This window comes from Aquisalinus flavus (assembly GCF_014640095.1).
In the GTDB taxonomy this organism is placed as follows: domain Bacteria; phylum Pseudomonadota; class Alphaproteobacteria; order Caulobacterales; family Parvularculaceae; genus Aquisalinus; species Aquisalinus flavus.
Window position 1 is genome coordinate 45,895 of the sequence record NZ_BMGH01000002.1, and the last position, 24,318, is coordinate 70,212.

The window sequence follows — 24,318 nt, forward strand, 5'->3', positions numbered from 1 at the left end:
GTCGATTTACAGCTTGCGCCGGGCGCGAAAGAAATCCCTCAGCATCGCAGCGGCCTCATCGCCGAACGGACCCTGCTCGATCACAGGCCGATGGTGACAGGTCGGCTGCTCGAAGAAGCGGGGCCCGTGCGCGACGGCACCGCCCTTGGGATCGTCAGCGGCATAGACCAGCCGCGCAAGGCGGGCATGGCTGATCGCCCCGGCGCACATGGCACAGGGCTCCAGCGTCACGAACAGTGTCATGCCGGTCAGACGGTAATTGCCGATCTTTCCGGCTGCCTCGCGCAGGGCCCTGATCTCGGCATGGGCTGTCGGATCGTGGCTGCCGACCGGGGCGTTATGGGCAGCGGCGATCACGGCGCCATCGGCCGCGACGACAACCGCCCCGACCGGCACTTCCCCGGCTCCGGCAGCGGTCGTTGCCTCGCCCAGCGCCAGGCGCATATAGTCATTGTCGTCCTGCATCTATTCTTGCAACCTGTGGATTATGTTCGGCGGCCCGAAACCGCCCTTATATCGCAGGCGACCAGCTCTTGAGCAAGGTTTGGGGGGCAAGGTTTGGGGGGCAAGCTGTTGCGGTCGGGAACATTTTTGCACCGCGTATCGGACGCGAAGAGACGCACGCCGGGGCTCGTCGCCCTGATCGTCGCCTTCGCCTGCATGATCGGCAGCGCCGCTGTCGGCTATTTCCTGCTTTCGCCGCTGGTCGATCAGCGCGAGCTTGACGCGCGCGATGGCGCAGGCCCGGCAATGGCGGACCCCTTCGCCCTGCCCGATGCCGTCTTCATGCTGGTCGGCTATACGGCCTTCATCTTCGTGTTTCTGTGGCTGTGGCTGCGCCTGTGGGAAGGGCGGAAATTCGTCACGCTGGGACTTGATCCCGGTAGCGTCGGCAAGGGTCTTCGCGGCGTCCTGTTCGCCATGGCCGCCGTCACCGTCTGGGCCTCGATCCTGATCGCCACCGGTGCCGGAACGCTGGAGATCGCGGCCGCCGAGGTACCGCTCACCGCCCTCCTCGCCGCCCTTGCCCTGATGCCGCTGGCCTGGGCCGTTCAGACCGGCTCGGAGGAAATCATCTTCCGCGGCTTCCTGTTACAGACGGTCGGCCAACGCCATGGGCTGATCCTCGGCGTCGTCGTCTCCTGCGTCGTCTTCGCCCTCGCCCATGCCGGCAACGGGATCGGGAACGCCTATTATTTCGCAGGTGTCTTCCTGCTGGCGATTTTCCTCTGTCTTTATGCCATCGCCGAGAACAGCCTGTGGGGCGTGTGGGGCTTTCACCTGGCCTGGAATTTCAGCCAGAGCCAGGTCTTCGGGATCAGGGCGATCGGTGACGATGTCTCGCCCAATAGGCTGTTCGTGACGCTGGACCAGACGCCGCGCCTGATGCGGCTGCAGGCCACGCAGAGCGACATTTCGCTCGCCGCCATCGGCCTCACTCTCGTCCTTATCCTGATTGCCTTTTTTGCGCTCATGAGAAACACTCGACCAGAATGAGGCACACCAACAGGAACATCGCCATGCGCAATCAGATTTTCTTCGAGATGGCCAAAAGCGGCCGGCTTTTCTTCGACAAGCCGGCTTCCAGGGTATTCCTGTTCATCGGCTATATCCTGTTCGCCATCGTCATCACGCTGATCGGGCAGATCCTCGGCGGTATCGTTTTCGTGTCTCTCATGGCCGCCGGCCTCATCCCCGGCCAGAGTTTCGACTTCGCCGATCCGCAATTCGATACCGCAAGCTTTGGCCCGATTGCGCAGGGGCTGCTGCTGTTCAGCGGGTTCATCTTCACGGCGATCATCGTGATCCTCTGGGTCACGCTGGTCGAGAAGCGCTCCCTTGCCTCTTTCGGCCTTGGCAATCCGCTCAAGGGCTTCGGCCTGTTCCTGCGCGGCGGCCTGATGGCGCTCGTTGCCATGGCGTTGATCGCCTTCGGCCTGACCGGGGCCGGCATGGCCGAGATGTCCCCGGTCAGCATCCCGCCAAGCTGGGCTGCGGTGATACCGCTGGTCGTCCTGATTCTCGGCTGGTCGGTGCAGGGCTCGACCGAGGAACTGGTGACACGCGGCGTGCTGTTCCAGTCGATCGGCATCCGCTATGGCCTGATCGCCGCCCTGCTGACATCGTCGCTGTTCTTCTCCGTGATGCATGGCATGAACCCGAACACGACACCGCTCTTCTTCATCAACCTCATTCTCTACAGCCTTTTCGTCTGTTTCTATTGCCTGCGCGAAGCGAGCCTATGGGGGGCCTGTGGCTACCATGCCATCTGGAACTTCGCCCAGGGCGACATTTTCGGATTTTCCGTATCCGGCATGCAATTGGGGTCCGACAAGCTGATGACGGTCACGCCGACAGGGCCTCAGCTGTTCACCGGCGGCGCGACCGGTCCCGAAGGCGGTCTGGCGACGACGATCGTGCTGGCCCTCAGCGGCATCGCCGTCCTGTTGCTGGTCAGGCCCGGCAAGGCGGAAACCGCCCTTGCCAAGGCGAACACGTCGCCGCTCTCCGACGCCGCCTGACCGACCGCAGCCCGATCGTGGCCCTTGCGATTGCGCGCCTGATCGGTCAGAAGTCGCAGCCTGACAAGTGAAGGCTGCCTCATGACCGATGAAAACGCGCCGCAGGGCGACCGCATTGCGAAATATCTCGCCCATGCCGGGGTATGCTCGCGCCGGGATGCCGAAACCCTGATCGCCGAGGGCCGTGTTTCCGTCAATGGCGTCGTGCTCGACACACCGGCGTTCAAGGTGACCGGGACGGAGGACATCCGCGTCGACGAGGCCCGGGTCGGTGCCCCGCAGAAGACCCAGCTGTGGCGCTATCACAAGCCGGACGGGCTGGTGACCACCCACAAGGACCCGCAGGGGCGCACCACCGTGTTCGACACGCTGCCCGCGGGCATGCCGCGCGTGATCTCCGTCGGGCGCCTCGACCTGACGACGGAGGGCCTGCTGCTGCTGACGACCGATGGCGCCCTCGCCCGGGCGCTCGAGCTGCCTTCCACAGGGTGGATCAGGCGCTATCGCGTGCGCGCCTGGGGCAAGGTCACCCAGAAGCAGCTCGACAAGCTGGCCGATGGCGTCACTGTCGACGGCGTCGAATACGGCCCGGTCAAGGCAACCCTCGACCAGCAGCTGGGCGACAATGCCTGGGTCACGGTCTCGATCCGCGAGGGCAAGAACCGCGAGATCCGCAATGTCATGCGCCACATGAACCTGCAGGTGAACCGGCTGATCCGAACCGCTTACGGACCGTTCCAGCTCGGCAAGCTGCCGGTCGGCGCGCTGGAAGAGGTCAAGGCCAAGATGCTGAAAGAACAGCTGGGCACGAAGCTGAGCGAGGGCCTCAATTTCTGATGCCGCTGTTCGACGAGTATCTCGTCTGCGACTGGTCGGCGGCCAATGGCCCCAAACTGGGCAAGGACTCGGTCTGGATCGCCACAGCGACCCGCCGGAATGGGCGTATCTCGACCACAATGCCTGAAAACGTCCGCACACGCCATGACGCAATGGCTGTCATCAGGGCGGCCTGCCTGGCAGCGGTGACCGACGGCAGGCGGCTCTTCGCCGGGTTCGACTTTGCCTTTGGCTATCCCGCCGGAACGGCCAGGGCGGTGACAGGCAGGGCCGACTGGCGGGCCCTGTGGCGGGTACTCGGCGAGTTGATCGAGGATGACGCGCAGAACGCGTCCAACCGCTTCGATGTCGCCGCCTTCCTCAACCGCTCCTGTTTTGGTGCAGATCGCGCCCATGGCGGCCCGTTCTGGGGCCATCCGGCGGGGCGGACCTATGACGGGCTGGGGCCGAAGCGCCCTAGTAGAATGCCCGACGGGATCGCCGAAAAACGGCGGGCCGAGACGGTCATGCAAGGGGCACAGCCGGTGTGGAAGCTCGCCTATACCGGCGCGGTTGGCAGCCAGTCGCTGCTGGGCATCGCCAGGCTGGAGGCCCTGCGCCGCGACCCCGCATTGAAGCGGCACATCGTCGTCTGGCCATTCGAGACCGGCTTTGCCGAAACGCTCACGTCACAGGTGACGCTGGCGGAAATCTACCCCTCCGCCTTTCCCGTCACCCTGCATGACGGGGAAGTGAAAGACGCCGCGCAGGTGCGCACGCTCGCTTCCGTCTTTGCCCGCCTCGACAAGGCCGACCGGTTCGGGCCATTGCTGGAGCGCCCCGCTGGCCTTGACGGCAAGGCTGTGCGGGACGTGTTGGACGAAGAGGGCTGGATTGTCGGCGCCGGGCTTATCGGGCGTGAAGGAAAGGACTGAAGCATGCGGATCATTGGTGGCGCCCACAAGGGCCGTGGGCTGATCGCCCCCAAGGGCCTGTCGACCCGTCCGACGACGGATCGCGTGCGCGAGAGCCTGTATAATATCCTGGAAAATGGACGCGGGCTTGATTTCAACGGCCTGCGCGTCATCGATCTCTTCGCAGGCTCCGGCGCGCTGGGCCTCGAGGCCATGTCGCGCGGGGCGGGCTTCTGCCTGTTCGTCGAAACCGATGCCGAGGCGCGCGGCGTGATCCGCGACAATGTCGAGGCCCTGTCCCTGTTCGGCAATACCCGTATCCACCGCCGCTCGGCGACCGACCTTGGCACCAAGCCGGCCGGCGTCGGCGCGCGGTTCGATATCGCCTTTCTCGATGCGCCCTACAACAGGACGGGCACGAGCGATCTGACCGGTCCGGCGCTCGCCGCCCTGCGCGATGGCAACTGGCTGATCGAGGGCGCCCTGGTCATCGTCGAGCAATCCACCCGCGAGGAGCCGTCCGTACCCGGCGGATATGTCGAGGATGACCGCCGTATCTTCGGCGACACGCAGATCGGCTTCCTTTTCCGGCAGGGATAGGCATCAAAAAACCCTGCCCCGGGTGGCCGGGACAGGGTCTGCGGTGTCATCATGGCACGGGGTGCTTCAAGGGGACGTGCCATGATGCGGTAAACGCCCGAGAGCGTCGTGCGCCCAGCGGGGCGCACAAAGCTGCTCTACATCATTGAAGTCGATCAGCTTGCCACGTTCAAATGAGTCCATTTGAACGCAGGCTGATCTAGAGAGAAAGAGCCGCTTTCATCTCGTCTTTTTCGCGCGCCGTCAGGTCCTCGATGTCGTCGATGAATGCCACGGCATCCTGCTTGCTGACACCGGTCATCTTCGTGAAGGACCGGTTGTCACCGTCCTCGCCGTCGACATTGACAACCATCTTGTGACCCGTCTTGACGGTGACCTTCTCGCCGTCTTCATCCGTCAACGGCGCATCTGGTGGCGTGGGTGGCGCCGGCATTTCCATGAGGTCATCGCTCCTGCGGTCGCCGGATTTGATGACCTCGACCGTCACATCCCTGGTGTCGCCACTGCCGGATTTCAGCGTCTTGATGACGATGACTTTCTGGCCGTCATCGGTATCGACACTGATATCGCCCGCGATGTCGAGACCGGCTTTTTCCAGCATTTTCTCGACCTCGACATCGATGCCATCACCGGCGCCGGGTTCAACCAGCTTGATCCTGTGGTTGCCGTCGGCGGTGACGATGCGCAGGTCCGAGCCGTCCTTCAACGCGACGATGTCGGTACCGGGCATCGCATCATAGACCGCCGCCAGCCGCGCTTCGGCCTCCGCGCCGGAGAAGACTTTGACCTCTCCGCCTTTCTTTTCAGCAATGGCGGTGGTCTCGGTTGCGGTGTCGACCACGACCCATGTCTTGTCGTCATTGACGCTGGACGCAAGCAGCTTGTAGCCGCCCTCGTCGTCGGCGTGAGCGCTCAGTGGCGCCAGGGTCAGAGCCCCGACGGATGCGGCGATCGCCATTCCGGCCATCATCCTGGTGAACATGGAAAACCCTCCTTCTCGCAAATACGAAAGAATTAGAATATCAGCGCAGGCGCCAGCACAACTAAATCATTCGTAATTAAAAAGCGAGCCGGATCGGCTGTCGAAACGGGCGGGCGCTGGCCGTTCTTGCACCCCGCCCCGAGATACCCTAGAGGGGTATCGTAGCGATGGATGGATCTTTAGTGCATTACGACAAGACAAAACTGACGCAGCGCCTTTCCCGCATCGCAGGGCAGGTCAATGGCGTTTCCAAGATGATCGAGGAGGAGCGTTATTGCATCGACATCCTGCACCAGATGGCGGCGGTCAAGGCGGCCCTGTCCAGGGTCGAAGACGCGATCCTGTCGGATCACGCCAGCCATTGCATCGCCGAGGCCATCGCGTCGGGCAGCGAGGACGCGCAGCGCAGGAAATTCAATGAACTTATCGAGCTGATGAGCAAGGTGAAGAAGTAATCGAGGCCAGGCCCTTTCAGCGTTCTGTCGCAGCGCTGAAAGGGTCTGGATTCCTTGTTGGTCGCGTTTCCTTACGGTGAACCCGGTTTCCGCTTTACCGGGAACCGCTCTATCGACGGGCGATGATGGAGACGTCGTCGCCGGACAGCTCCAGCGCCCCTTCAGGCGTGATCTGCCAGGAGCTGATCCCTTCCAGCGCGTTGAGGAAATCAGTTTCCTGATTCATCAGCGCCTCGGCACACATCTTGCGGGTTGCCGCGGCCGGACCGACCGTCAGCGTCCCCTCTCCGGCTTCATAGCTGGCATTGTAATTGTTGCAGCTCGCCATGCCGGCGACGCGGCCATCCGGCCCGAAGGTCAGGGTCGCGCGGGACGAATCGATGATGCCGCCACCATTGATATCTTCCACGACCCATTCACTGCCGCCGAGCCCCGCGCTGGCATCAGCATAGGGATCACCTGTGCCTGCACTGGTATCGACTGCCCCTGTCTCGACCGCTTCCGGCTCACTGACAAGGGTGCACTCGGGATAATCTTCCCCCGCCAGCGTCAGCATGGCCGAATCACCCTCGGTCCAGAACACCGTGTTCGGATCGTTTGCAGACTGGAATTGCGCGCCGGAACCCGAGACGACGCTGAACATCGTGTAGACTTGATCGCCAACCGTCATTTCCATGCGCTCGACACCCTGGAAACGCACGGCAACCTGCGCTGCGCCGCAGCGGAATACATAGGCGTCGGAGGTGTCCACATCGTCCATGTCGTCGAAATCGGCCGGCCTGTCTGCCGCCTGGTCCATCTCCGCGTCGAGGGGGTCGGCGGCGTCCTGCTCGCTCGGGCCGCACGCGACAAGCCCGATGGCGGAAAGGCCGAGCAGGCTCAAAGTCAGGCGAGATAGCTTGGGCATCGGTTTTCCTCCGTCTTGTCGCTTAAGGCACATCATACAGATAGCGCCGCCGAACAAAAAGGCGGGTTTGGAAATTGCGGGAGCAAATTCACCTGATCATTACGAAATGAACATTGTTCATTTCTTGATTTTCGTGTACTATCCGGGGATCGCAAGGAGAGCGCCTGTGACAAGAACGAGAACGAGAACGAGAACGAAATATTGCGAAGGCATGCCCTATGAGCCCGTGAACCTGCCAGGCACGATCGCGGCGATCCTGCGCGTGCTGCGCAACAAGGAAGACACGGAGGCAGGCTATCTGGTTTTCCGTCACCTGCACGGGGCGACCATGATCCCTGCAGCGCGGCGGTTTACCGACTCTCCCATGGGCCGGAAACTGGCAACCGATCCTGACTACATCCGCCGCGCCCTCGGTGACCTGCCAGCACTGCGGTCCCTGCCCGCCGGCAGTCTCGGCTGGCATTTCGCGCGGCATCTGGACGCGAATGGCTTCGACCCGGCAGGGCTCGCCCGGATAACAGAACAGGCCGGTGGCGAGGCGCTGGAAGAGTTGACGAGGATCAGCCCCGAGCTTTTCCGGTTTATCGACACGCTGAACTGGCTGCACGACCTGATGCATCCGCTGACGGGCTATGACCGCGATGCGCTCGGCGAGGCGGCGATCCTCGCTTTCGTTCACCAGCATGGCGCGGGCCGGGGCAATGCGCTGATCGCGTTTGCCATCGGCATGAAAGTGCGCTCAGAGCGCCCGTCATGGCCCGTCGGCGAGGTGATGGCTCATGCACGATCGATGGCGACGGCAAGCCCCGACTTTCTGCATGCGGATTTTCCAGCGCTATTACCGCAGCCTATCCATGAGGTGCGCCGCCGCCTCAATTTGCGCCCCGACCCCTATTATCGCGCCATCCCCCGCTGCTCGCGCATGGAAGTGATGCTGACGGACGAGGCCGTCATGCCCGCCGGGTGCTGAGCCGCCTGCCCTTCGGGGACCGGCCGGTAAAGCAACCCGGCAAAACAAAAAGGCGGCTCCGAAGAGCCGCCTTTCGTCCAGAAGACTGTTCTGGATGGTGGACGCGAGACTTCGTTAGAAGCCCATGCCGCCCATACCACCCATGCCGCCCATCCCGCCATCTGGCATGCCGGAAGCGGCGTCATCTTTTTTTGGTTTGTCAGCGATCATCGCCTCCGTGGTGATCATCAGGCCGCCAACCGAAGCTGCATCCTGAAGGGCGTGACGGACGACTTTCGCCGGGTCGACAATGCCCATGGCGAGCAGGTCGCCATATTCGTCGGTCTGGGCGTTGAAGCCGAAGGACATGGAGTCCTGCTCCAGCAGCTTGCCGACAACGATCGAGCCTTCGCCGCCTGCGTTGGCGACGATCTGGCGGATCGGTGCCTGGATCGCACGGCGGATGATGGCGATACCGGCGTCCTGATCGGCGTTTTCGCCTTTCAGGCCTTCAAGCGACCGGGCTGCATAAAGCAGCGCGGTGCCGCCGCCCGGCACGATACCTTCCTCGACCGCAGCACGGGTCGCGTTCAGGGCGTCATCGACGCGGTCCTTGCGCTCCTTGACTTCGATCTCGCTGGCGCCGCCAACCTTGATCACGGCAACACCGCCGGCCAGCTTGGCCAGACGCTCTTGCAGCTTTTCGCGATCATAATCGGAAGTGGTGTTTTCGATCTGCTGGCGGATCTGGGCCGTGCGGGCTTCGATCTGGGCTTTCTCGCCGGCACCGTCGACAATCGTCGTGTCATCCTTGGTGATGACGACGCGTTTGGCCGTACCCAGCATGTCGAGACCGACATTTTCCAGCTTGATGCCGAGATCTTCGGAAACGACCTGGCCGCCGGTCAGGACGGCGATGTCCTCCAGCATGGCCTTGCGGCGATCGCCGAAGCCCGGAGCCTTCACGGCAGCGATCTTCAGGCCGCCGCGCAGCTTGTTGACGACGAGGGTCGCCAGGGCTTCGCCTTCGATGTCCTCTGCGATGATGAGCAGCGGCTTGCCGGTCTGAACGACGGCTTCGAGCAGCGGCAGCATCGATTGCAGGTTGGACAGTTTCTTCTCGTGCAGGAGGACGAGAACGTCTTCCAGCTCGGCCTGCATCTTCTCGGCATTGGTCACGAAGTAAGGTGACAGGTAGCCACGGTCGAACTGCATGCCTTCGACGACATCCAGCTCGGTTTCCAGCGACTTGGCTTCTTCAACCGTGATGACGCCTTCATTGCCGACCTTGTCCATGGCGCGGGCAATCATTTCGCCGATGGATTTCTCGCCATTGGCGGAAATCGTGCCGACCTGCTCGATGCCTTCGGAACCGGAAACAGGCTTGGCAATGTTCTTGATGCCTTCGACGACGCGGGCGACGGCAAGGTCGATACCGCGGCGCAGGTCCATCGGGTTCATACCGGCGGCAACCGATTTGGCGCCTTCGCGGATGATCGCCTGGGCCAGGACCGTGGCGGTCGTGGTGCCGTCACCGGCTTCGTCATTGGTGCGGGAAGCAACTTCCTTGACCATTTGCGCGCCCATGTTCTCGAACCGGTCTTCCAGTTCGATTTCCTTGGCGACGGAGACGCCGTCCTTCGTGGTGCGCGGGGCACCGAAGGACCGCTCGATCACGACGTTACGGCCTTTCGGACCGAGCGTGACCTTTACGGCATTGGCGAGGATGTCGACGCCGCGAAGCATTTTCTCGCGGGCTTCGGCATCAAATTTTACTTCTTTGGCAGCCATGTGTGTCTACTCCTGAAAGTGTTGATATCGTTGGATTTGCGGGTCGGAAGGACTAGTCGAGAATGCCGAGGATGTCGGATTCCTTCATGATGAGAAGGTCTTCACCGTCGATCTTGACTTCGCTGCCGGACCATTTGCCGAACAGCACCTTGTCGCCTGCGGAAACGTCGAGCGGCGTGATATCGCCATTCTCGTTCTTGGCACCGCCGCCGACAGCAACGACTTCGCCCTGCTGCGGTTTTTCCTTGGCGGTATCCGGAATAATGATGCCACCGGCGGTTTTCTTGTCTTCTTCGATACGACGCACGAGAACGCGGTCATGAAGCGGTCTGAAAGCCATTGAGTTCGTCTCCCTTAATGGATGGCCTGCCCTTCCGGCTGGAAGGGCGAGAATTACTGTCTGCACCGGCACGGGGAAGGCATTGGCACTCACCCCGATGCAGTGCTAACAGCGAGGTAGGGGGGCGCCCCGGCAGTGTCAAGAAGCGCGGCCGCAAAAAATGTGGCCGCGCCCCCGAAAACCGCCACAATCGCGAGCATATTTATGCCTCAATCCAGGTTAATTATGGCGCCGACCGAGAGGACGGCGTAGACGAGGGCCGTATTCTCACCAGAAGGCGTGGACCGCGCCGGTGAGGGAACAAAACCGTTGCGTAATACGTCTAATTGGATTGAGGGGTATGGATGAACCATATCCATTGAGGATTTTGAGGAGACTATTCCCATGCGCAAACTTATCGCTGTCAGCGCGATGGCTCTCGCCGCCGCCGCCTGCACCACCACCGACCCGTATACAGGTCAGGAAAAGACGTCCAACACTGCCCGAGGCGCCGCCATCGGCGGTGTGGTCGGTGCCGTCGCCGGCGCTCTGACCAACACCTCCGACGGTAAACAGACCACCAGGAACGCTGCGCTCGGCGCTGCCGCAGGCGCTGCCATTGGCGGCGGTGTCGGTAACTATATGGACCGTCAGGAAGCCGAACTGCGCGCCGACCTGGAAACCTCCGGTGTCCGTGTCGTGCGTAACGGCAACAATATCGACCTGATCATGCCGGGTTCCATCACCTTCGGCGTCGACCAGGCAGATATCCGCCCGGCCTTCTATGACACGCTGAACGACATCTCGACGGTTCTGCAGAAATACAACCAGACAACTATTCTGGTCGAAGGCCACACCGATTCCACCGGTGCCGATCAGTACAATCTCGACCTGTCGATCCGCCGTGCCGAGAGCGTCGGCAACTACCTCGCCGCGCAAGGCGTCGACGTCCCGCGCATTCGTGCGCTTGGCTATGGCGAGACCCGTCCGGTCGCAGACAACTCGACCGAGGCCGGCCGCCAGCAGAACCGCCGCGTCGAAGTACGCATCGCACCGGCCCAGTCATAAGATACTGTCGTAATTCTTCCGAACAGGAAGACGGACAAGCAGAAAGGCCCGGGATCGTTCCCGGGCCTTTTTCATTGGTAGAACGCTCTCTACCCACCCAGCCTTTTCTGTCCTAAGGTCCGAACCCACACACGGGAGCAAATCAATGAACCGTCCTATCTCTGTTCTATGTCTCACAGCTGCCGCCGCGTTGATCGGCACGGCGCATGCCGAAGTCGTCAGCCAGGCCGATAACGGCTTTGCCCTGGCTCATACCGTCAGTGTCGAGGCAGAGCCCGGCGCCGTCTGGACTGCGCTGATCAATCCCGCCAGCTGGTGGAACCCGGCCCATTCATGGTCCGGCGACAGCACCAATTTCTCCCTCGACCCGGCCGCCGGCGGCTGCTTTTGCGAGACATGGCAAAACGAGGAGGGCCAGCCATACAGCGTCGAGCATCTGCGTGTTGCCGCACTCATCCCCGGCAATCAGCTGACCCTGCGCGGCGCGCTCGGACCGTTGCAGACCTACGGCGTCGATGGCGCGCTGACATTCCTGATCGTCGGCCAGGGCGACGGCACCAGCGATGTCATGGTCACCTATAATGTCGGCGGATATCTGGACGGGATGGACCAATGGGCCGGACCGGTCGATGGCGTTATCGCCGAGCAGGCCGAGCGCCTTGCACGCCTGATCAATACCGGCTCTCCCGATACGGAGTAATTTGCCGCGCCAGCGTGTTGAGCTATCTCCATCCTATCGTAACAACAGGAGAGATACCGACATGATCAAGCGACATGCATCCGCCAAATGGACCGGCGACCTGAAAGAGGGCAAGGGCCACATCTCGACCCAGTCCGGTGTGCTTGAGGACCAGCCCTATGGCTTCAACACCCGCTTCGAGGACGGCAAGGGCACGAACCCTGAAGAGCTGATCGGCGCGGCCCATGCCGGGTGTTTTTCCATGGCGACCTCCGCCGAGCTCGGCAAGGAAGGCATCACACCCGACAGCATCGAGACGAAAGCCGTCGTGTTTCTCGACCAGGTCGAGGGCGGCTTTGAAATCGCCAAGGTCGAGCTGACGACGAAGATCGTCGCCAGGGGCGCCAACAAGGAGACGGTCGAGAAGGCCGCTCAGGACGCCAAGGAGGGCTGCCCGGTCTCCAAGGCCCTGAACGCGAACATATCGCTGGACCTGACCGTCGAGGTCTAGCGTCCGACCTTGTCCCGGCCATCAAGCGTCTGCCCCATGGCTGTACGTGACGGCATGGATACAGACCGGGGCGGCGATCACGGGATCCGCCGCCTTGCAACCCCGAATGGGCTCCCCCCGATCAGATAGCCCGCTTGACCGGCACACGGGGCGGGGCTACCTCCGCTTTATGCCAGAGACCAAAATTATCAGCGCCCTGCGCGAGATTGCCCCCGACTATGACGCCCTGCTGTGCGATGCCTGGGGTGTCGTGCATAATGGCGTCGACCTGTTCGACGGCGTGGAAGAAGCGCTGTCTGAGTTCCGGGCCAAGCACGGGCCCGTCTTCATCCTGACCAACGCACCGCGCCTGTCTGCGGTCATTCCGGACCAGCTCGACAGCCTCGGCCTGTCGCGCGACGCCTATGACGGGGTCGTCACCTCCGGCGATGCGACGCTGGCGGCGGTTCGGAGCTTCGAAGGCAAGCCTGCCTTCAAGCTCGGCCCGGACAAGGACAACACCATCTTCGATGCTTTCGGTATCGATTACGTCCCGCTGGAAGAGGCGACTTTCATTCTGTGTACGGGTCTTTTCGACGACGCCACGGAAACGCCGGAAGATTATCACGCGCTTCTCGGGCAGGCTCACGCGCTCAAGCTGCCCTTTGTCTGCGCCAATCCGGACATCGTCGTGCGGCGTGGCAACGATTTGATCTACTGCGGCGGGGCGCTCGCGGAAGTCTACGAGAAGCTCGGTGGCAATGTCATCATGGCGGGCAAGCCCCACGCTCCGATCTATGATCTTGCCTATGAGCGCCTCGCCGAGCTGGGCGATGGTGAGAGACCCAAGCGCATCCTAGTTATCGGCGACGGCTTCAACACCGACATTCTCGGCGCCAACCGCCAGGGGCTCGACGTCGTTTTCATTGCCGATGGTATCTCCCAGGATATCGGCCGCAATGATCAGGGCCGGCTCGATGGCCGGCTCGTCGGCGATCTCCTGTCCCAACGCGGCCTGACCGCAACGGTCGCCATGGAAGCCCTGAAGTGGTAGGAGGCCCGCAATGGCAGGAGGCATGAACGAACCGACCGTCATCAATGCGCCGCTCGACTGCCCGCTGGAAGACATCTTCCGCGGCACCGTCGCCGTGATGGGCAATCTCGACGGGGTCCACCGCGGCCACCAGGCGCTAATCGACGAGGCCCGCAAACTGGCCGTGATCATGAGCAAGCCGCTGGCGGCCATTACCTTCGAGCCGCATCCGCGCTATGCCTTCCGTCCGGAGACGGAGAATTTCCTGCTGACGACACTGCACAAGAAGATCGATCTGCTGGGGCAGCAGGGCATCGAGACCGTATTCCTGTTACCGTTCAGCCGCCGCCTGTCGATGCTGGAGCCGGCGGAGTTCGTCAATGACATCCTCGGCAATATTCTCGGCCTGTCGGGTATTGCCGTCGGCGCCGATTTCCAGTTCGGGCGCAAGCGCGCCGGTACCGCGCAGATGCTGGACGAGCTTGCCCGCAAGGCCGGGATCGAACCGATGATCGTCAAGCCGGTGGCCGAAAAGGGCGAGATCGTGAAATTCTCCTCCACCGATGCCCGCGAGGCGATCCAGGAAGGCCGGCCGGAGGACACCGCCCGCATCCTCGGCCGACCCTGGTCTGTCACCGGCATCGTCGAAAAAGGCAAGCAGCTGGGCCGCACGCTCGATTTCCCGACTGCGAATATCCGCCTCGGCGACCTGATCGAGCCGGCAAAAGGCGTCTATGCCGTCAAGGTTCACCTGAACGGGGAGACGCACAATGGCGTTGCCAATTTCGGCTCCCGTCCGACCGTCGATGGTGAAGGCGTGCTGCTGGAAGTCTATATTTTCGACTTCAACGGCAATATCTATGGCGAGACGCTGGAAGTGGAGCTGCACCATTTCATCAGGCCGGAGAAGAAATTCGACGGTCTCGACGCGCTGAAGGCCCAGATCTCTGAAGACAGCGGCGCAGCACGCCGCCTGCTGACGCAATAAGCCCTCTCTGTCAGCGCTATCATCACGCAATCGTATGAACCGCTGCGCCTGCGTCGCGGCGGCGCCACGCTGTTGCCTTAATTTCCGTTAATCATGGCAGAATATCGACAGCTATTCTGTTCATAGTTCACGGGCCGGGGGGCGGATAAGTGAAACGCCAGCATGGAGGAATTCATGACCCATACCCCTACCCGCCCGTCAGCCGCAAAGCGCTTCGGGCTCGGCGCCTTTAGTGCCGCCCTGGCCGGCGGCCTGATGATCCTGACCGGCACTGCCTCGGCCCAGACCCTCTCGGTACAAGTCGGCTCCAGCAATTATGACCGCGACTATCGCTCTGGCGGTTCAACGCGCACCGTCTACTGTGAATCCGACGACATGCGCTACGAGACCTGTTATCTCGGCGGCAATGTCCAGCGCGTCTACCTGCAGGACCGCAAGTCCAATTCAAGCTGCTATGAAGGCCGCGACTGGGGCTATGACCGCACCCGAATCTGGGTGCGCAATGGCTGCCGAGCCAATTTCGGTGTCGTCTATGCCGGTGGCTATAGTGGCGGCTACGATCGGGGTTATGACCGGGGCTACGACAATGACCGCTATGATCGGCCTGGATATGGTTATGGCCGTGACGATCTCTCCGCCCGCCGTGACGCGGCCGTGCGCAGCTGTATCGCCGTCGCCAATAGCCGCCTGAGCAATGAGGGCCGTTATGGCTATCGCTTCGACAAGGTGAATTTCGCCACGCCCGACCGCGACGGCTATGGCTGGACCGTCGGTCTGGAATATGACTATGGCCGCGGCTATCGCTCGGGCGACCGCGATATCGTCTGCAAGTATGAGCGTGGCCAGGCCTGGCTGACCTCCTACCGTTATTCCGGTTACGACGATCGCTATGATCGCGACAGGGACCGTGGGCGCGGCCGTCACTAGGTCAACCTGCATCCAAGTGGACTCATCTGAATGCAGAAAGTCGAAGGCCCGGCCAGTCCGGGCCTTTTTCCGTGGAGCGTCCGGGTGCATTTGTTCCGGCGGCGTTTTTTCTTGCCTCCGCCGCCCCGATCCGTAAAAGCTATGGGCCATGCGCAGCCTGACAGGCATATCGATCCAGCGAATTAGCGACCCGGCCTCCGGCGCCGTATCGGCTGCCTGAGTCCGGGCGAAACCTTTTGCGCCGCGCGGGAACCCGCGCTAGAGACTTCCCCCTATAGACAGACAGAATTGACCGACCATGGCTGATGACAAGAAGGCGCCGTCAGGGCGCGACTACCGCGATACGCTTTTCCTGCCGACCACCGAATTCCCGATGCGCGCGGGCCTGCCCAAGGCAGAGCCGGAGCACCTGAAGCGCTGGGAGGAGATGGGCCTGTACGAGAAACTGCGCGTGGAGGCGGCAGACCGCCCGGCGTTCACCCTCCACGACGGCCCGCCCTATGCCAATGGTCATCTTCACATTGGCCACGCCCTGAACAAGGTGCTGAAGGATATCGTCGTGCGCTCGCGCCAGATGGCCGGCTTCAACGCCAATTACGTGCCGGGCTGGGACTGTCACGGCTTGCCGATCGAATGGCAGGTGGAGAAGCAATACAAGGAAAAGGGCAAGGCCAAGGCTGACGTGCCGCCATCGGAATTCCGCCAGGCCTGCCGCGACTATGCCGCCAAGTGGATCGACATCCAGAAGGCCGAGTTCCGCCGTCTCGGCATCGAGGGCGACTGGGCCGACCCGTACACGACGATGAAGTTCGCCTCGGAGGCCGCCATCGTCGGCGAATTCCTGAAATTCATCGAGAACGGCCTCGTCTATCGCGGTGCCAAGCCGGTGATGTGGTCGCCGGTCGAACAGACCGCGCTCGCCGAAGCAGAGGTCGAGTATCACGACCGCAAGGTGCCGGTGATCTGGGTGAAGTTCCCGGTCGCCAATGCCGACGATACCTCTGTCGTGATCTGGACGACCACGCCGTGGACGATCCCGTCGAACCAGGCCATCTCCTACAGCACGTCGATCTCCTATGGCGTCTACGAAGTCAACGCCGTGATGAGCGCGGAGGAACTGGGTTTTGCCCCCTATGCGAAAGTCGGCGAGAAACTGGTCCTCGCCGATGCGCTGGCCGACAGCGTCCGGGATGCCGCAAAAATCTCCGAGTGGACGCGCATCGCCGATGCCGATCCGCAGGGCCTGCAAATCAGCCACCCGCTCGCCGGGCTCGATCCGTTCTGGCAGCACGACATCGCCATGCTCGCCGGCGACCACGTCACCGACGATGCCGGCACCGGCTTCGTCCATACCGCGCCCGCCCATGGCGAGGACGACTACAATGTCTTCGTCGCGTCCGGCCGGTCGACCGGAGACATCCGCCAGATCGTCGATGAAAGCGGTTGCTATACGGATGAAGTCCCAGAGCCCCTGCGCGGCCTCGACATCATCCGCACCTCCGGCAAGAAGCTCGGCGAGCCGGGCAAGGCGAATCCGGAAGTCATGCGCCTGCTCGCCGAGAGCGGCAATCTGCTCGCGCGGGGCCTGACGACGATCCGCGATGCCCATTCCTGGCGCTCCAAGGCGCCGGTCATCCGCCGGGCGACGCCGCAATGGTTCATCCGCATGGGCGCGGCCGGCTCCGGCGGCCTGCGCGATACCGCACTGCAGGCCATCGCCGAAACGAAATTCTATCCCGAAAGCGGGCGCAACCGCATCCGCACCATGGTCGAGGGCCGGCCCGACTGGCTGGTCTCGCGCCAGCGCGCCTGGGGCGTGCCGATCACGCTGTTCGCCAGCAAGAAAACTGGCGAACCTTTGAACGATGAGGACGTCAACAACCGCATCCGCATGGCGATCGCAGAGCGCGGCGCCGATGCCTGGTTCGACACCCCGGCGCAGGACTTCCTCGGCGAGAAATACAAGGCCGAGGACTATGACAAGGTCGAGGACATTCTCGATGTCTGGTTCGATTCAGGCTCGACCCATGCCTTCGTGCTGGAGGGCCGCAACGACCTGACCTCCCCTGCCGATCTCTATCTCGAAGGCTCCGACCAGCATCGCGGCTGGTTCCAGTCGTCCCTGCTGGAGAGCTGCGGGACGCGCGGACGCGCGCCCTACAAGGCCGTGCTGACCCATGGCTTCGTCCTCGACGAGCAGGGCCGGAAAATGTCGAAGACGGAAGGCAATGTCACCGACCCCGCCGAAATCACGCAGAAATATGGCGCCGACATCCTGCGCATCTGGGTTGCCAGCGCCGATTATTCCGAAGATTTGCGCATCGGCGAGGAAATCATCGGCTCCGCCGTCGACAGCTATCGCAAGCTGCGCAACACGCTGCGCTACCTGCTCGGTGCCGTCGCCAATTATGCCCCTACGGAAGAAATCGAGCCGGAGGACATGCCGGAGCTGGAGCGCTATGTGCTGCACCTGCTGCACAGGCTCGATGGCGAGATCAGCGCTGCCTATGGGGCCTATGACTTCAAGACCGTGTGGCGCCGCCTGTCGGATTTCTGCTCCATCGACCTGTCCTCGCTCTATCTCGATATCCGCAAGGACAGCCTCTATTGCGACCGGCCGGATGATCCGGACCGCATGGCGACCCGCACGGTGATGAACATCCTGCTCGATTACCTGATGCGCTGGCTCGCGCCGATCTGTCCGTTCACGGCGGAAGAGACCTATCTCTCGCGGTATCCGGAACAGTCGGGCTCATCGATCCATCTGCACCTGTTCCTGCAGGCACCGGATGACTGGAAGAATGAGTCGCTCGCCGAAAAGTGGGGCGTGATCCGCAAGGTCCGCCGCGTCATCACCGGCGCGCTGGAAGTCGAGCGCCGCGAGAAGCGCATCGGCGCGTCGCTGGAAGCGGCGCCGGTCGTCCATATCGAGGATACAGAGACATTCAAGCTCGCCCAGTCCGTCGACATGGCCGAGCTATGCATCACATCCGGAATACAGCTTCTAAATGATCCAGTGCCGCCCGAGCGCGCTCGTTTAGTGGTGATTTCTGAAAATCCTTTTCAGTTGCCAGACACCCCCGGCATTGCTGTAGAACCGGCAGAGGCGACAGGCGGCAAGTGCGCGCGCTGCTGGCGCATCCTGCCGGAAGTCACCGAGACACACGAGCTGTGCAATCGCTGCGAGGATGCTGTTGCCGCCCATGACAAGGTGGCGGGCTGAGAGATGGCAAAGGACAAGAAGGGATTGCGGCCGGGCAAGCGATTCCGGGTCTGGCGCTACCAGATCGCCCGGAACACCTACGCCCATGTCGCGCTGGGCCTGTCCGCCGTCATCATCTTCTTCGACCAGCTGACGAAATTCCTCGTCCTGCGCAATGACACGCTCGCCGGGCCGCTCTGCTCGCCGACCAATCCGCGCTATTGCGGCCAGATCGAGATTTCCCAGATTTTCGACCTGACCATGGTATGGAATCGCGGTGTCAGTTTCGGCCTTTTCGCTGGCGGCATGACCTCGCGGATCGGCCTGTCGATCGTCCAGATCGGTGTATCGCTCGCGCTCATCTACTGGCTCGCCTCGCTGCAGCGGCGCGTCGCGGCGCTTGGCGTCGGACTGATCATCGGCGGCGCGCTCGGCAATGCCTATGACCGCATCGCCTATGGCGCGGTCGTCGATTTCCTCGACTTTTCAGGGCTTTACTTCCCCTGGGTCTTCAATATCGCCGATGCCGGCATCAATATCGGCGTCATCTGCCTGCTCTATGACGCATTCTTCGTGACTCCGCGCCTTGAACGTGACAAAGCGGCAGGCAAGTGAGGCAAAACTGGACAAGAGCACGGTTAACGGCTTTTATCCGGCGAATGGCGGCGTTATAGTGTCCGCTGAAACTTACAGGGAGTTACCCATGCAAGCGTTTTATCGCACGGTTCTGGCCATTGCCCTTGTCGGCCTGGCCGCCAGCGGCTGCTCCAGCCTGCGCTCCGCCATTGGCGGCGGCAAGAACCCGCCAGACGAGTTCGCCATCGTCACCAAGGCCCCGCTGACCATTCCGCCGGATTATTCCCTGCGTCCGCCGAAACCGGGCGAGACGCGCCCGCAGGAGCAATCGCCGTCGCAACGCGCCCAGCAGCTGCTGGTCGGTGACCAGACCGCCCAGCCTCCGAGCGAGGGGGAGCTGGTGCTGATCCAGCAATCGGGCGCCCTCGATGTCGATCCGAACATCCGCTCTATTCTTGCCGCCGAGAATGGCGGCTGGGCCGAGAAGGACGCCAGCCTCGCCAACCGCCTGCTGTTCTGGCAGGTCAATAATGGCACGATCGACGACAAGGCTGCGCCGCTGCGCGTCGACGATCCGAACAGCTGGCTCGAGGCCCGCCGTCAGTCGATCGAGAATGTCACCGGCGGTCAAGACGTCACGATCGAGCGGGATAAAAAGATCCTGAACCTGCCCGGCATCCGTTAGGCGCTGTCGAAGACCAGCAGATTTCGGAAAGCCGTCCGCCATGCGGGCGGCTTTTTTGTGCCGCGCCGCCGGTCATGAAAGCCGCCTGGCAGACACAGTCCGGTGAACACATTGTGCTGACACAGTGCAGCCACATTGCTAATCTGTCATGGTGGAGAGGGCCTTGCAGGAAAGGTGACGGGAGGAACGACCATGATCAAGAAGCTGACCGGATTATTCATTGCCTGTGCGTTTTTGAGCGCTTGCGTATCCATGTCCGAGGATGATTGCCTGAGCGCCAACTGGGCTGCCATCGGCGCCAATGACGGGGTCAATGGCGCCGCCTATTCGACGCTTGAAACCCGCATCAATCAGTGCCGGGAATATGGTGTGGAGGCAAATCTGACCGCCTATAATCGCGGCTATGAAGACGGGCTGCGAACCTATTGCACGCCGCGCAACGGGTTCGAGGTCGGCTCGCGCGGCTCCAGCTATAACAATGTCTGCCCGGTCGAACTCGAACCGGAATTCCTTGCCGGTTACAATGAAGGCCGTGAGCTCTATCGCCTCGAATCGAACCTGCGCAGCGCAGAGAGCGCCCTCAATAGCCTGTATGCCCAGATCGACGACAAGGAAGACGACATCGAGGATCTGCGCAAGCGACAGGGCTCGAGCGAGACACAGCTGCCGGAAGACGAGTATCGCCGCCGGCTTGATGATCTCTACAGCGACGTGCGCCGCTTGCGCCGGTACATCGAGGAGCGTCAGTTCGACGTCCGCCTTGCCCGCGATGCGCTGAATGCCTTCGCCTACAGACGCTGGTAATGGGCGTTGGTAAGGGGCGCTGGTAACAGGCGCTGGTAAAAGCGGGACAGAACCGCTAGAGGCGATGGCATGACCGACCTTCTCGATCACCCGGATGCCATCGCCCTGCTGCGCCACGCGCCGCAGACGACGGCCTTCAACAAACTGCGCAAGCGCCTCAACCGCCTGACCCGCGAGGCGATGGACACGTATGGCATGCTTGCAAACGGGCACGCCAAGGGCGAACGGTGGCTCGTGTGCCTGTCCGGCGGCAAGGATTCCTGGGCGATGCTCGGTATCCTGATGGATCTGAACGCGCAAGGACTGCTGCAGGCCGACCTGCTCGCCTGCAATCTCGACCAGGGCCAGCCGGGCTTTCCCGCCAGCACGATCCCGGACTTTCTCGACAGCCACGGCATCGCCCACCGGATCGAGTATCGTGACACCTACTCCGTCGTCATGGACAAGGTGCCGGCGGGCAAGACCTATTGCTCGCTGTGCTCGCGCCTGCGCCGCGGCAATCTCTATCGTATCGCGCGGGAAGAAGGCTGCTCTTCGGTGGTGCTCGGCCATCACCGCGAGGATGCGCTGGAGACATTCCTCTTGAACCTGTTCCATGGCGGCACCCTTGCCGCGATGCCGCCCAAGCTGCTCAATGACGAGGGCGATTTGACCGTGCTGCGCCCGCTCGCCCTGTGCGCGGAAGAAGATCTTGCCAAATACGCCGCCGCCCTGTCCTTCCCGATCATCCCCTGCGATCTGTGCGGGTCCCAGGACGGGCTGCAGCGCCAGGCGATGAAACAGCTGCTCGATGAGTGGGAGCGCAGGAGCCCCGGTCGCAAGGACACGATCTTCCGCGCCCTGTCCCACGTGAAGCCCGGCCACATGCTCGACCCGGCCCTGTTTGACTTCGCAGGCCTCGCCCCGCGCAAATAGTGTGGAAAAGCGCCGCTGTTAACGAATCAGCGCAGGCGCGCATAATGGGCCGATGAGCGCCACCGCCCGAAAATCCGACAATCCCCGCCCGGCGATCCACCGCCTGCCGCCCGATGCCGTCAACCGCATCGCCGCCGGCGAGGTGATCGAGCGACCGGCGGCGGTGATCAAGGAACTGGTCGAGAACTCCCTCGATGCCGGGGCGACGCGGATCGAGATCGACATCCGCGATGGCGGCAAGGCGTCGATGAGCGTCACCGACAATGGCTGCGGCATGGACGACGCCTCGATGCTGCTGGCGATCGAGCGCCATGCGACGTCCAAGCTCTCACCGTCGGACGCTGGCGATTACGACCTGACCAATATTGCGACCATGGGCTTTCGCGGCGAGGCGCTGCCCTCCATCGGTGCGGTCGCCCGGCTCGATATCCTGTCCCGGCCGGAAGGGCTGAATGCGGCCAAACTCTCCGTGCATGGCGGCAAGGTCGATGGCCCGGCCCCTGCCGCCTTTGCCGGGCACGGCACCCGTATCGAGGTCCGCGACCTGTTCTATGCGACGCCGGCGCGGCTGAAATTCCTCAAGACCGACCGGGCCGAGACGATGGCGATCTCGGAGGTGCTCAAGAAGCTCGCCATGGCACGCCATGATGTCGGCTTCGCCCTGTCCTCCAACGGCCGCCGGATGTTCGACTACAAGGCCGAGCCGGATACGCGCGAGGGCGCGCTCGCGCGCCAGGCCGCCGTGATGGGCCGCGATTTCGGCGACAATGCCCTGACGCTGGACACCATGCGCGAGGATGCGCGCCTTACGGGATTCGCAGGGTTGCCGACCTTCAACCGCGGTATGCCGGACAAGCAGTTCCTGTTCGTCAATGGCCGCCCGGTGAAGGACCGGCTGATCGTCGGCGCCATCCGCGGCGCCTATGCCGATTTCCTCGCCCGCGACCGGCACCCGGCGGTGACGCTGTTCCTCGACATGCCGCCATCGCAGGTCGATGTGAACGTGCACCCGGCCAAGACGGAAGTGCGCTTCCGCGACGCCGGCATGGTGCGCGGGTTGATCGTTTCGGCCTTGCGCCATGCGCTGGCCGAGGCTGGCCACCGCGCCTCGACCACCGTTTCCGGATACGCCCTTGGCCGAATGCGTGCAGAAGACCAGCAGAGCGCAGCCCCCTTGCAGGGCAGCTATCAGCCACAGCAGCGCTATGGCGGTGCCAGCCCGCAGAGTTTCCGCCGGGATGGGTTCAGTCGTGATAATCCGTTTGCGGAAAGTTTTGCGCCGCCGCAAGGTTTTGAAGAAAATGGCGAAAGCTTTGCCGGGCCCGCATTTGCAGGAATGGACACACCGACCGCCCGTCATGAGCCGGAGGAATATGCCCCGCAGGAGCCACCGAAAAACTATCCCCTCGGCGCGGCGCGCGCGCAATTGCACGAAACCTATATTGTCGCGCAGACGCAGGACGGTCTCGTCATCGTCGACCAGCACGCCGCCCATGAGCGCCTTGTCTATGAGCGCATGAAAAAGGCGCTCGCCCAGGGCGGTGTCGCCAGCCAGGGGCTGTTGATTCCGGAGGTCGTGGAGCTCGACCAGGCCGAAGCCGACGCCCTCATCGACCGCGCGGAGGAATTCGCCGAGCTTGGCCTCAAGCTGGAGCCGTTTGGCGACGGCGCCGTCATCGTGCGCGAAACCCCGGCCCTGCTCGGCAAGACGGATGTGCAGGCCATGGTCCGCTCGCTGGCCGAGGAAATCTCGTCGCTGGGCGAAGGGCTGGCCCTGAAGGAGAAGCTGCAGGAAATCTGCGGTAACATGGCCTGCCGCGGCTCGGTCCGGGCAGGACGCCGTCTGACCACGGAGGAAATGAATGCCCTGCTACGCCAGATGGAGGCAACGCCCTATTCCGGCCAGTGCAATCACGGCCGCCCGACCTATGTCGAGCTGAAGCTCGCCGATATTGAACGCCTGTTCGGCCGGCGCTAGGCTGCGGCATGGCGGAAGAGAAACACATCCTCCTTGCCGAGCTCGGCGACTGGCAAGCCTTGCCGGAAGAGCAAATGCGCCAGGGGGCGGAGGCGTTTCTCGCGGCTTTGCGCCGGCGCCACTCGATCCGGGCGTTTGCGAGCGAACCGGTGCCGCAGGATATCATCGAGAGCTGTATCGCCGCTGCCGGCACAGCGCCTTCCGGTGCCAATCACCAGCCCTGGCATTTCGCGCTGGTCGGGGATGCCGCGATCAAGGCGCAGATCCGCGCCGCTGCCGAAGAAGAGGAGCGTGCCTTTTATGACGGCCGCGCCGGTGCCGAATGGCTCGACGCCCTCGCCCCCATCGGCACCGATGCCACCAAGGAACACCTGACAGATGCGCCCTGGCTGATCTGCATCTTCGCCCAGCGCCGCGGCGGAGTCGAGACGGGCGACGCGAAGAAGAACTACTACATCCATGAGAGCGTCGGCATCGCCACCGGCATGCTGATCACCGGCCTGCACATGGCCGGGCTGGCGACCCTGACCCACACGCCGAACCCGATGAGTTTCCTCAATAAATTCCTCAAAAGGCCGGATACGGAAAAGCCCTATCTCATCCTCGTGGTCGGCAAGCCGGCGGACGGCGCCACCGTGCCCGCCCATGCGCTGAAGAAGAAACCGCTGAAGGATATCCTGTCGGTGTTCTGAAAGGGTGTGGACTTGCCCGATAAAGC

General features: G+C 62.7%; 25 protein-coding genes. 20 read left to right on the top strand and 5 right to left on the bottom strand.

All coding sequences use genetic code 11. From position 1 onward, the window contains the following. Positions 1–6 precede the first annotated feature (6 nt). Positions 7–465 carry a tRNA adenosine(34) deaminase TadA gene (tadA, locus tag IEV88_RS14715; protein ID WP_188160667.1) on the bottom strand — a complete coding sequence of 153 codons (459 nt, stop codon included), beginning with the start codon at positions 463–465 and terminating at the stop codon, positions 7–9. A gap of 126 nt (positions 466–591) precedes the next feature. Here tadA and IEV88_RS14720 point away from each other — a divergent pair, with 126 nt between their 5' ends. The 5 genes from IEV88_RS14720 (at position 592) to rsmD (ending at position 4,852) form a co-directional block, all read left to right on the top strand. Next, the gene (locus IEV88_RS14720; protein WP_188160666.1) at positions 592–1,497 is read left to right on the top strand and encodes a CPBP family intramembrane glutamic endopeptidase; all 906 of its coding nucleotides are present in this window, start codon (positions 592–594) and stop codon (positions 1,495–1,497) included. A 23-nt stretch (positions 1,498–1,520) separates the two neighbouring features. Next, positions 1,521–2,522 (top strand): CPBP family intramembrane glutamic endopeptidase, encoded by a 1,002-nt coding sequence (locus IEV88_RS14725; RefSeq protein WP_188160665.1) that lies wholly within the window; start codon positions 1,521–1,523, stop codon positions 2,520–2,522. A gap of 81 nt (positions 2,523–2,603) precedes the next feature. Continuing rightward, a complete protein-coding gene (locus IEV88_RS14730; protein ID WP_188160664.1) occupies positions 2,604–3,359 on the top strand; it encodes a pseudouridine synthase in 756 nt (251 codons plus the stop codon). Continuing rightward, positions 3,359–4,273: a cobalamin biosynthesis protein CbiG gene (locus IEV88_RS14735; RefSeq protein ID WP_188160663.1), complete on the top strand. Its 915-nt coding sequence runs from the start codon at positions 3,359–3,361 to the stop codon at positions 4,271–4,273. Before IEV88_RS14730 ends, IEV88_RS14735 begins: the two co-directional genes overlap by 1 nt. A 3-nt stretch (positions 4,274–4,276) precedes the next feature. Further along, positions 4,277–4,852: a 16S rRNA (guanine(966)-N(2))-methyltransferase RsmD gene (gene rsmD / locus IEV88_RS14740; protein ID WP_188160662.1), complete on the top strand. Its 576-nt coding sequence runs from the start codon at positions 4,277–4,279 to the stop codon at positions 4,850–4,852. 199 nt (positions 4,853–5,051) lie between these two features. Here rsmD and IEV88_RS14745 read toward each other — a convergent pair whose 3' ends face one another. Next, on the bottom strand, positions 5,052–5,834 hold the full coding sequence (locus IEV88_RS14745) for a hypothetical protein (protein ID WP_188160661.1): 783 nt from the start codon (positions 5,832–5,834) through the stop codon (positions 5,052–5,054). Between the two features lie 167 nt (positions 5,835–6,001). On the opposite strand from IEV88_RS14745, the gene IEV88_RS14750 reads away from it, so the two are divergent. After that, positions 6,002–6,289: a metal-sensitive transcriptional regulator gene (locus tag IEV88_RS14750; protein WP_188160660.1), complete on the top strand. Its 288-nt coding sequence runs from the start codon at positions 6,002–6,004 to the stop codon at positions 6,287–6,289. A 109-nt stretch (positions 6,290–6,398) separates the two neighbouring features. Here the strand turns inward: IEV88_RS14750 and IEV88_RS14755 are convergent, their stop codons facing one another. Beyond that, a complete protein-coding gene (locus IEV88_RS14755) occupies positions 6,399–7,196 on the bottom strand; it encodes an META domain-containing protein (RefSeq protein ID WP_188160659.1) in 798 nt (265 codons plus the stop codon). A 166-nt stretch (positions 7,197–7,362) separates the two neighbouring features. On the opposite strand from IEV88_RS14755, the gene IEV88_RS14760 reads away from it, so the two are divergent. Further along, entirely contained in the window at positions 7,363–8,166 is an 804-nt protein-coding gene (locus IEV88_RS14760) for a hypothetical protein (RefSeq protein ID WP_188160658.1), read from the top strand. A gap of 114 nt (positions 8,167–8,280) precedes the next feature. Here IEV88_RS14760 and groL read toward each other — a convergent pair whose 3' ends face one another. Next, on the bottom strand, positions 8,281–9,936 hold the full coding sequence (gene groL, locus IEV88_RS14765) for a chaperonin GroEL (RefSeq protein WP_188160657.1): 1,656 nt from the start codon (positions 9,934–9,936) through the stop codon (positions 8,281–8,283). A 52-nt stretch (positions 9,937–9,988) separates the two neighbouring features. Next, complete coding sequence (groES, locus tag IEV88_RS14770) at positions 9,989–10,276, bottom strand: co-chaperone GroES (RefSeq protein ID WP_188160656.1); 288 nt, start codon at positions 10,274–10,276, stop codon at positions 9,989–9,991. A 384-nt stretch (positions 10,277–10,660) separates the two neighbouring features. Here groES and IEV88_RS14775 point away from each other — a divergent pair, with 384 nt between their 5' ends. The 13 genes from IEV88_RS14775 to IEV88_RS14835 all read left to right on the top strand — a co-directional run bounded on the left by IEV88_RS14775 (position 10,661) and on the right by IEV88_RS14835 (position 24,292). Continuing rightward, positions 10,661–11,323, top strand: coding sequence for a YiaD family glycine zipper/OmpA-like lipoprotein (locus tag IEV88_RS14775; protein WP_188160655.1), 663 nt, complete (start codon positions 10,661–10,663; stop codon positions 11,321–11,323). Between the two features lie 145 nt (positions 11,324–11,468). Then, positions 11,469–12,023 (top strand): ATPase, encoded by a 555-nt coding sequence (locus IEV88_RS14780; protein ID WP_194420241.1) that lies wholly within the window; start codon positions 11,469–11,471, stop codon positions 12,021–12,023. Between the two features lie 61 nt (positions 12,024–12,084). Then, a complete protein-coding gene (locus IEV88_RS14785) occupies positions 12,085–12,513 on the top strand; it encodes an OsmC family protein (RefSeq protein ID WP_188160654.1) in 429 nt (142 codons plus the stop codon). Positions 12,514–12,682: 169 nt separating this feature from the next. Continuing rightward, entirely contained in the window at positions 12,683–13,546 is an 864-nt protein-coding gene (locus tag IEV88_RS14790) for a TIGR01459 family HAD-type hydrolase (RefSeq protein ID WP_188160653.1), read from the top strand. A 22-nt stretch (positions 13,547–13,568) separates the two neighbouring features. Next, the gene (locus tag IEV88_RS14795; protein WP_188160652.1) at positions 13,569–14,513 is read left to right on the top strand and encodes a bifunctional riboflavin kinase/FAD synthetase; all 945 of its coding nucleotides are present in this window, start codon (positions 13,569–13,571) and stop codon (positions 14,511–14,513) included. A gap of 174 nt (positions 14,514–14,687) precedes the next feature. Then, a complete protein-coding gene (locus IEV88_RS14800) occupies positions 14,688–15,440 on the top strand; it encodes a DUF3011 domain-containing protein (protein WP_188160651.1) in 753 nt (250 codons plus the stop codon). 298 nt (positions 15,441–15,738) lie between these two features. Beyond that, positions 15,739–18,663 (top strand): isoleucine--tRNA ligase, encoded by a 2,925-nt coding sequence (gene ileS, locus IEV88_RS14805; RefSeq protein ID WP_188160650.1) that lies wholly within the window; start codon positions 15,739–15,741, stop codon positions 18,661–18,663. A 3-nt stretch (positions 18,664–18,666) separates the two neighbouring features. Then, entirely contained in the window at positions 18,667–19,257 is a 591-nt protein-coding gene (gene lspA, locus IEV88_RS14810; RefSeq protein WP_188160649.1) for a signal peptidase II, read from the top strand. Between the two features lie 88 nt (positions 19,258–19,345). Then, positions 19,346–19,903 (top strand): DUF3035 domain-containing protein, encoded by a 558-nt coding sequence (locus tag IEV88_RS14815; protein ID WP_188160648.1) that lies wholly within the window; start codon positions 19,346–19,348, stop codon positions 19,901–19,903. 192 nt (positions 19,904–20,095) lie between these two features. Continuing rightward, entirely contained in the window at positions 20,096–20,707 is a 612-nt protein-coding gene (locus tag IEV88_RS14820) for a DUF2799 domain-containing protein (RefSeq protein WP_188160647.1), read from the top strand. A 69-nt stretch (positions 20,708–20,776) separates the two neighbouring features. After that, positions 20,777–21,622, top strand: a complete 846-nt coding sequence (gene ttcA, locus IEV88_RS14825) for a tRNA 2-thiocytidine(32) synthetase TtcA (protein ID WP_188160646.1) — start codon at positions 20,777–20,779, stop codon at positions 21,620–21,622. Positions 21,623–21,674: 52 nt separating this feature from the next. Continuing rightward, a complete protein-coding gene (mutL, locus tag IEV88_RS14830) occupies positions 21,675–23,600 on the top strand; it encodes a DNA mismatch repair endonuclease MutL (protein WP_188160645.1) in 1,926 nt (641 codons plus the stop codon). A gap of 8 nt (positions 23,601–23,608) precedes the next feature. Next, the gene (locus tag IEV88_RS14835) at positions 23,609–24,292 is read left to right on the top strand and encodes a nitroreductase family protein (protein WP_188160644.1); all 684 of its coding nucleotides are present in this window, start codon (positions 23,609–23,611) and stop codon (positions 24,290–24,292) included. Positions 24,293–24,318 lie beyond the last annotated feature (26 nt).

Coding starts and splice junctions, on each gene's coding strand:
- tadA (WP_188160667.1), bottom strand. CDS start 465: ATGCAGGACGACAATGACTATATGCGCCTGGCGCTGGGCGAGGCAACG.
- IEV88_RS14725 (WP_188160665.1), top strand. CDS start 1,521: ATGCGCAATCAGATTTTCTTCGAGATGGCCAAAAGCGGCCGGCTTTTC.
- IEV88_RS14730 (WP_188160664.1), top strand. CDS start 2,604: ATGACCGATGAAAACGCGCCGCAGGGCGACCGCATTGCGAAATATCTC.
- IEV88_RS14735 (WP_188160663.1), top strand. CDS start 3,359: ATGCCGCTGTTCGACGAGTATCTCGTCTGCGACTGGTCGGCGGCCAAT.
- rsmD (WP_188160662.1), top strand. CDS start 4,277: ATGCGGATCATTGGTGGCGCCCACAAGGGCCGTGGGCTGATCGCCCCC.
- IEV88_RS14745 (WP_188160661.1), bottom strand. CDS start 5,834: ATGTTCACCAGGATGATGGCCGGAATGGCGATCGCCGCATCCGTCGGG.
- IEV88_RS14750 (WP_188160660.1), top strand. CDS start 6,002: ATGGATGGATCTTTAGTGCATTACGACAAGACAAAACTGACGCAGCGC.
- IEV88_RS14755 (WP_188160659.1), bottom strand. CDS start 7,196: ATGCCCAAGCTATCTCGCCTGACTTTGAGCCTGCTCGGCCTTTCCGCC.
- groL (WP_188160657.1), bottom strand. CDS start 9,936: ATGGCTGCCAAAGAAGTAAAATTTGATGCCGAAGCCCGCGAGAAAATG.
- groES (WP_188160656.1), bottom strand. CDS start 10,276: ATGGCTTTCAGACCGCTTCATGACCGCGTTCTCGTGCGTCGTATCGAA.
- IEV88_RS14775 (WP_188160655.1), top strand. CDS start 10,661: ATGCGCAAACTTATCGCTGTCAGCGCGATGGCTCTCGCCGCCGCCGCC.
- IEV88_RS14780 (WP_194420241.1), top strand. CDS start 11,469: ATGAACCGTCCTATCTCTGTTCTATGTCTCACAGCTGCCGCCGCGTTG.
- IEV88_RS14785 (WP_188160654.1), top strand. CDS start 12,085: ATGATCAAGCGACATGCATCCGCCAAATGGACCGGCGACCTGAAAGAG.
- IEV88_RS14790 (WP_188160653.1), top strand. CDS start 12,683: ATGCCAGAGACCAAAATTATCAGCGCCCTGCGCGAGATTGCCCCCGAC.
- IEV88_RS14795 (WP_188160652.1), top strand. CDS start 13,569: ATGAACGAACCGACCGTCATCAATGCGCCGCTCGACTGCCCGCTGGAA.
- IEV88_RS14800 (WP_188160651.1), top strand. CDS start 14,688: ATGACCCATACCCCTACCCGCCCGTCAGCCGCAAAGCGCTTCGGGCTC.
- ileS (WP_188160650.1), top strand. CDS start 15,739: ATGGCTGATGACAAGAAGGCGCCGTCAGGGCGCGACTACCGCGATACG.
- lspA (WP_188160649.1), top strand. CDS start 18,667: ATGGCAAAGGACAAGAAGGGATTGCGGCCGGGCAAGCGATTCCGGGTC.
- IEV88_RS14815 (WP_188160648.1), top strand. CDS start 19,346: ATGCAAGCGTTTTATCGCACGGTTCTGGCCATTGCCCTTGTCGGCCTG.
- IEV88_RS14820 (WP_188160647.1), top strand. CDS start 20,096: ATGATCAAGAAGCTGACCGGATTATTCATTGCCTGTGCGTTTTTGAGC.
- ttcA (WP_188160646.1), top strand. CDS start 20,777: ATGACCGACCTTCTCGATCACCCGGATGCCATCGCCCTGCTGCGCCAC.
- mutL (WP_188160645.1), top strand. CDS start 21,675: ATGAGCGCCACCGCCCGAAAATCCGACAATCCCCGCCCGGCGATCCAC.
- IEV88_RS14835 (WP_188160644.1), top strand. CDS start 23,609: ATGGCGGAAGAGAAACACATCCTCCTTGCCGAGCTCGGCGACTGGCAA.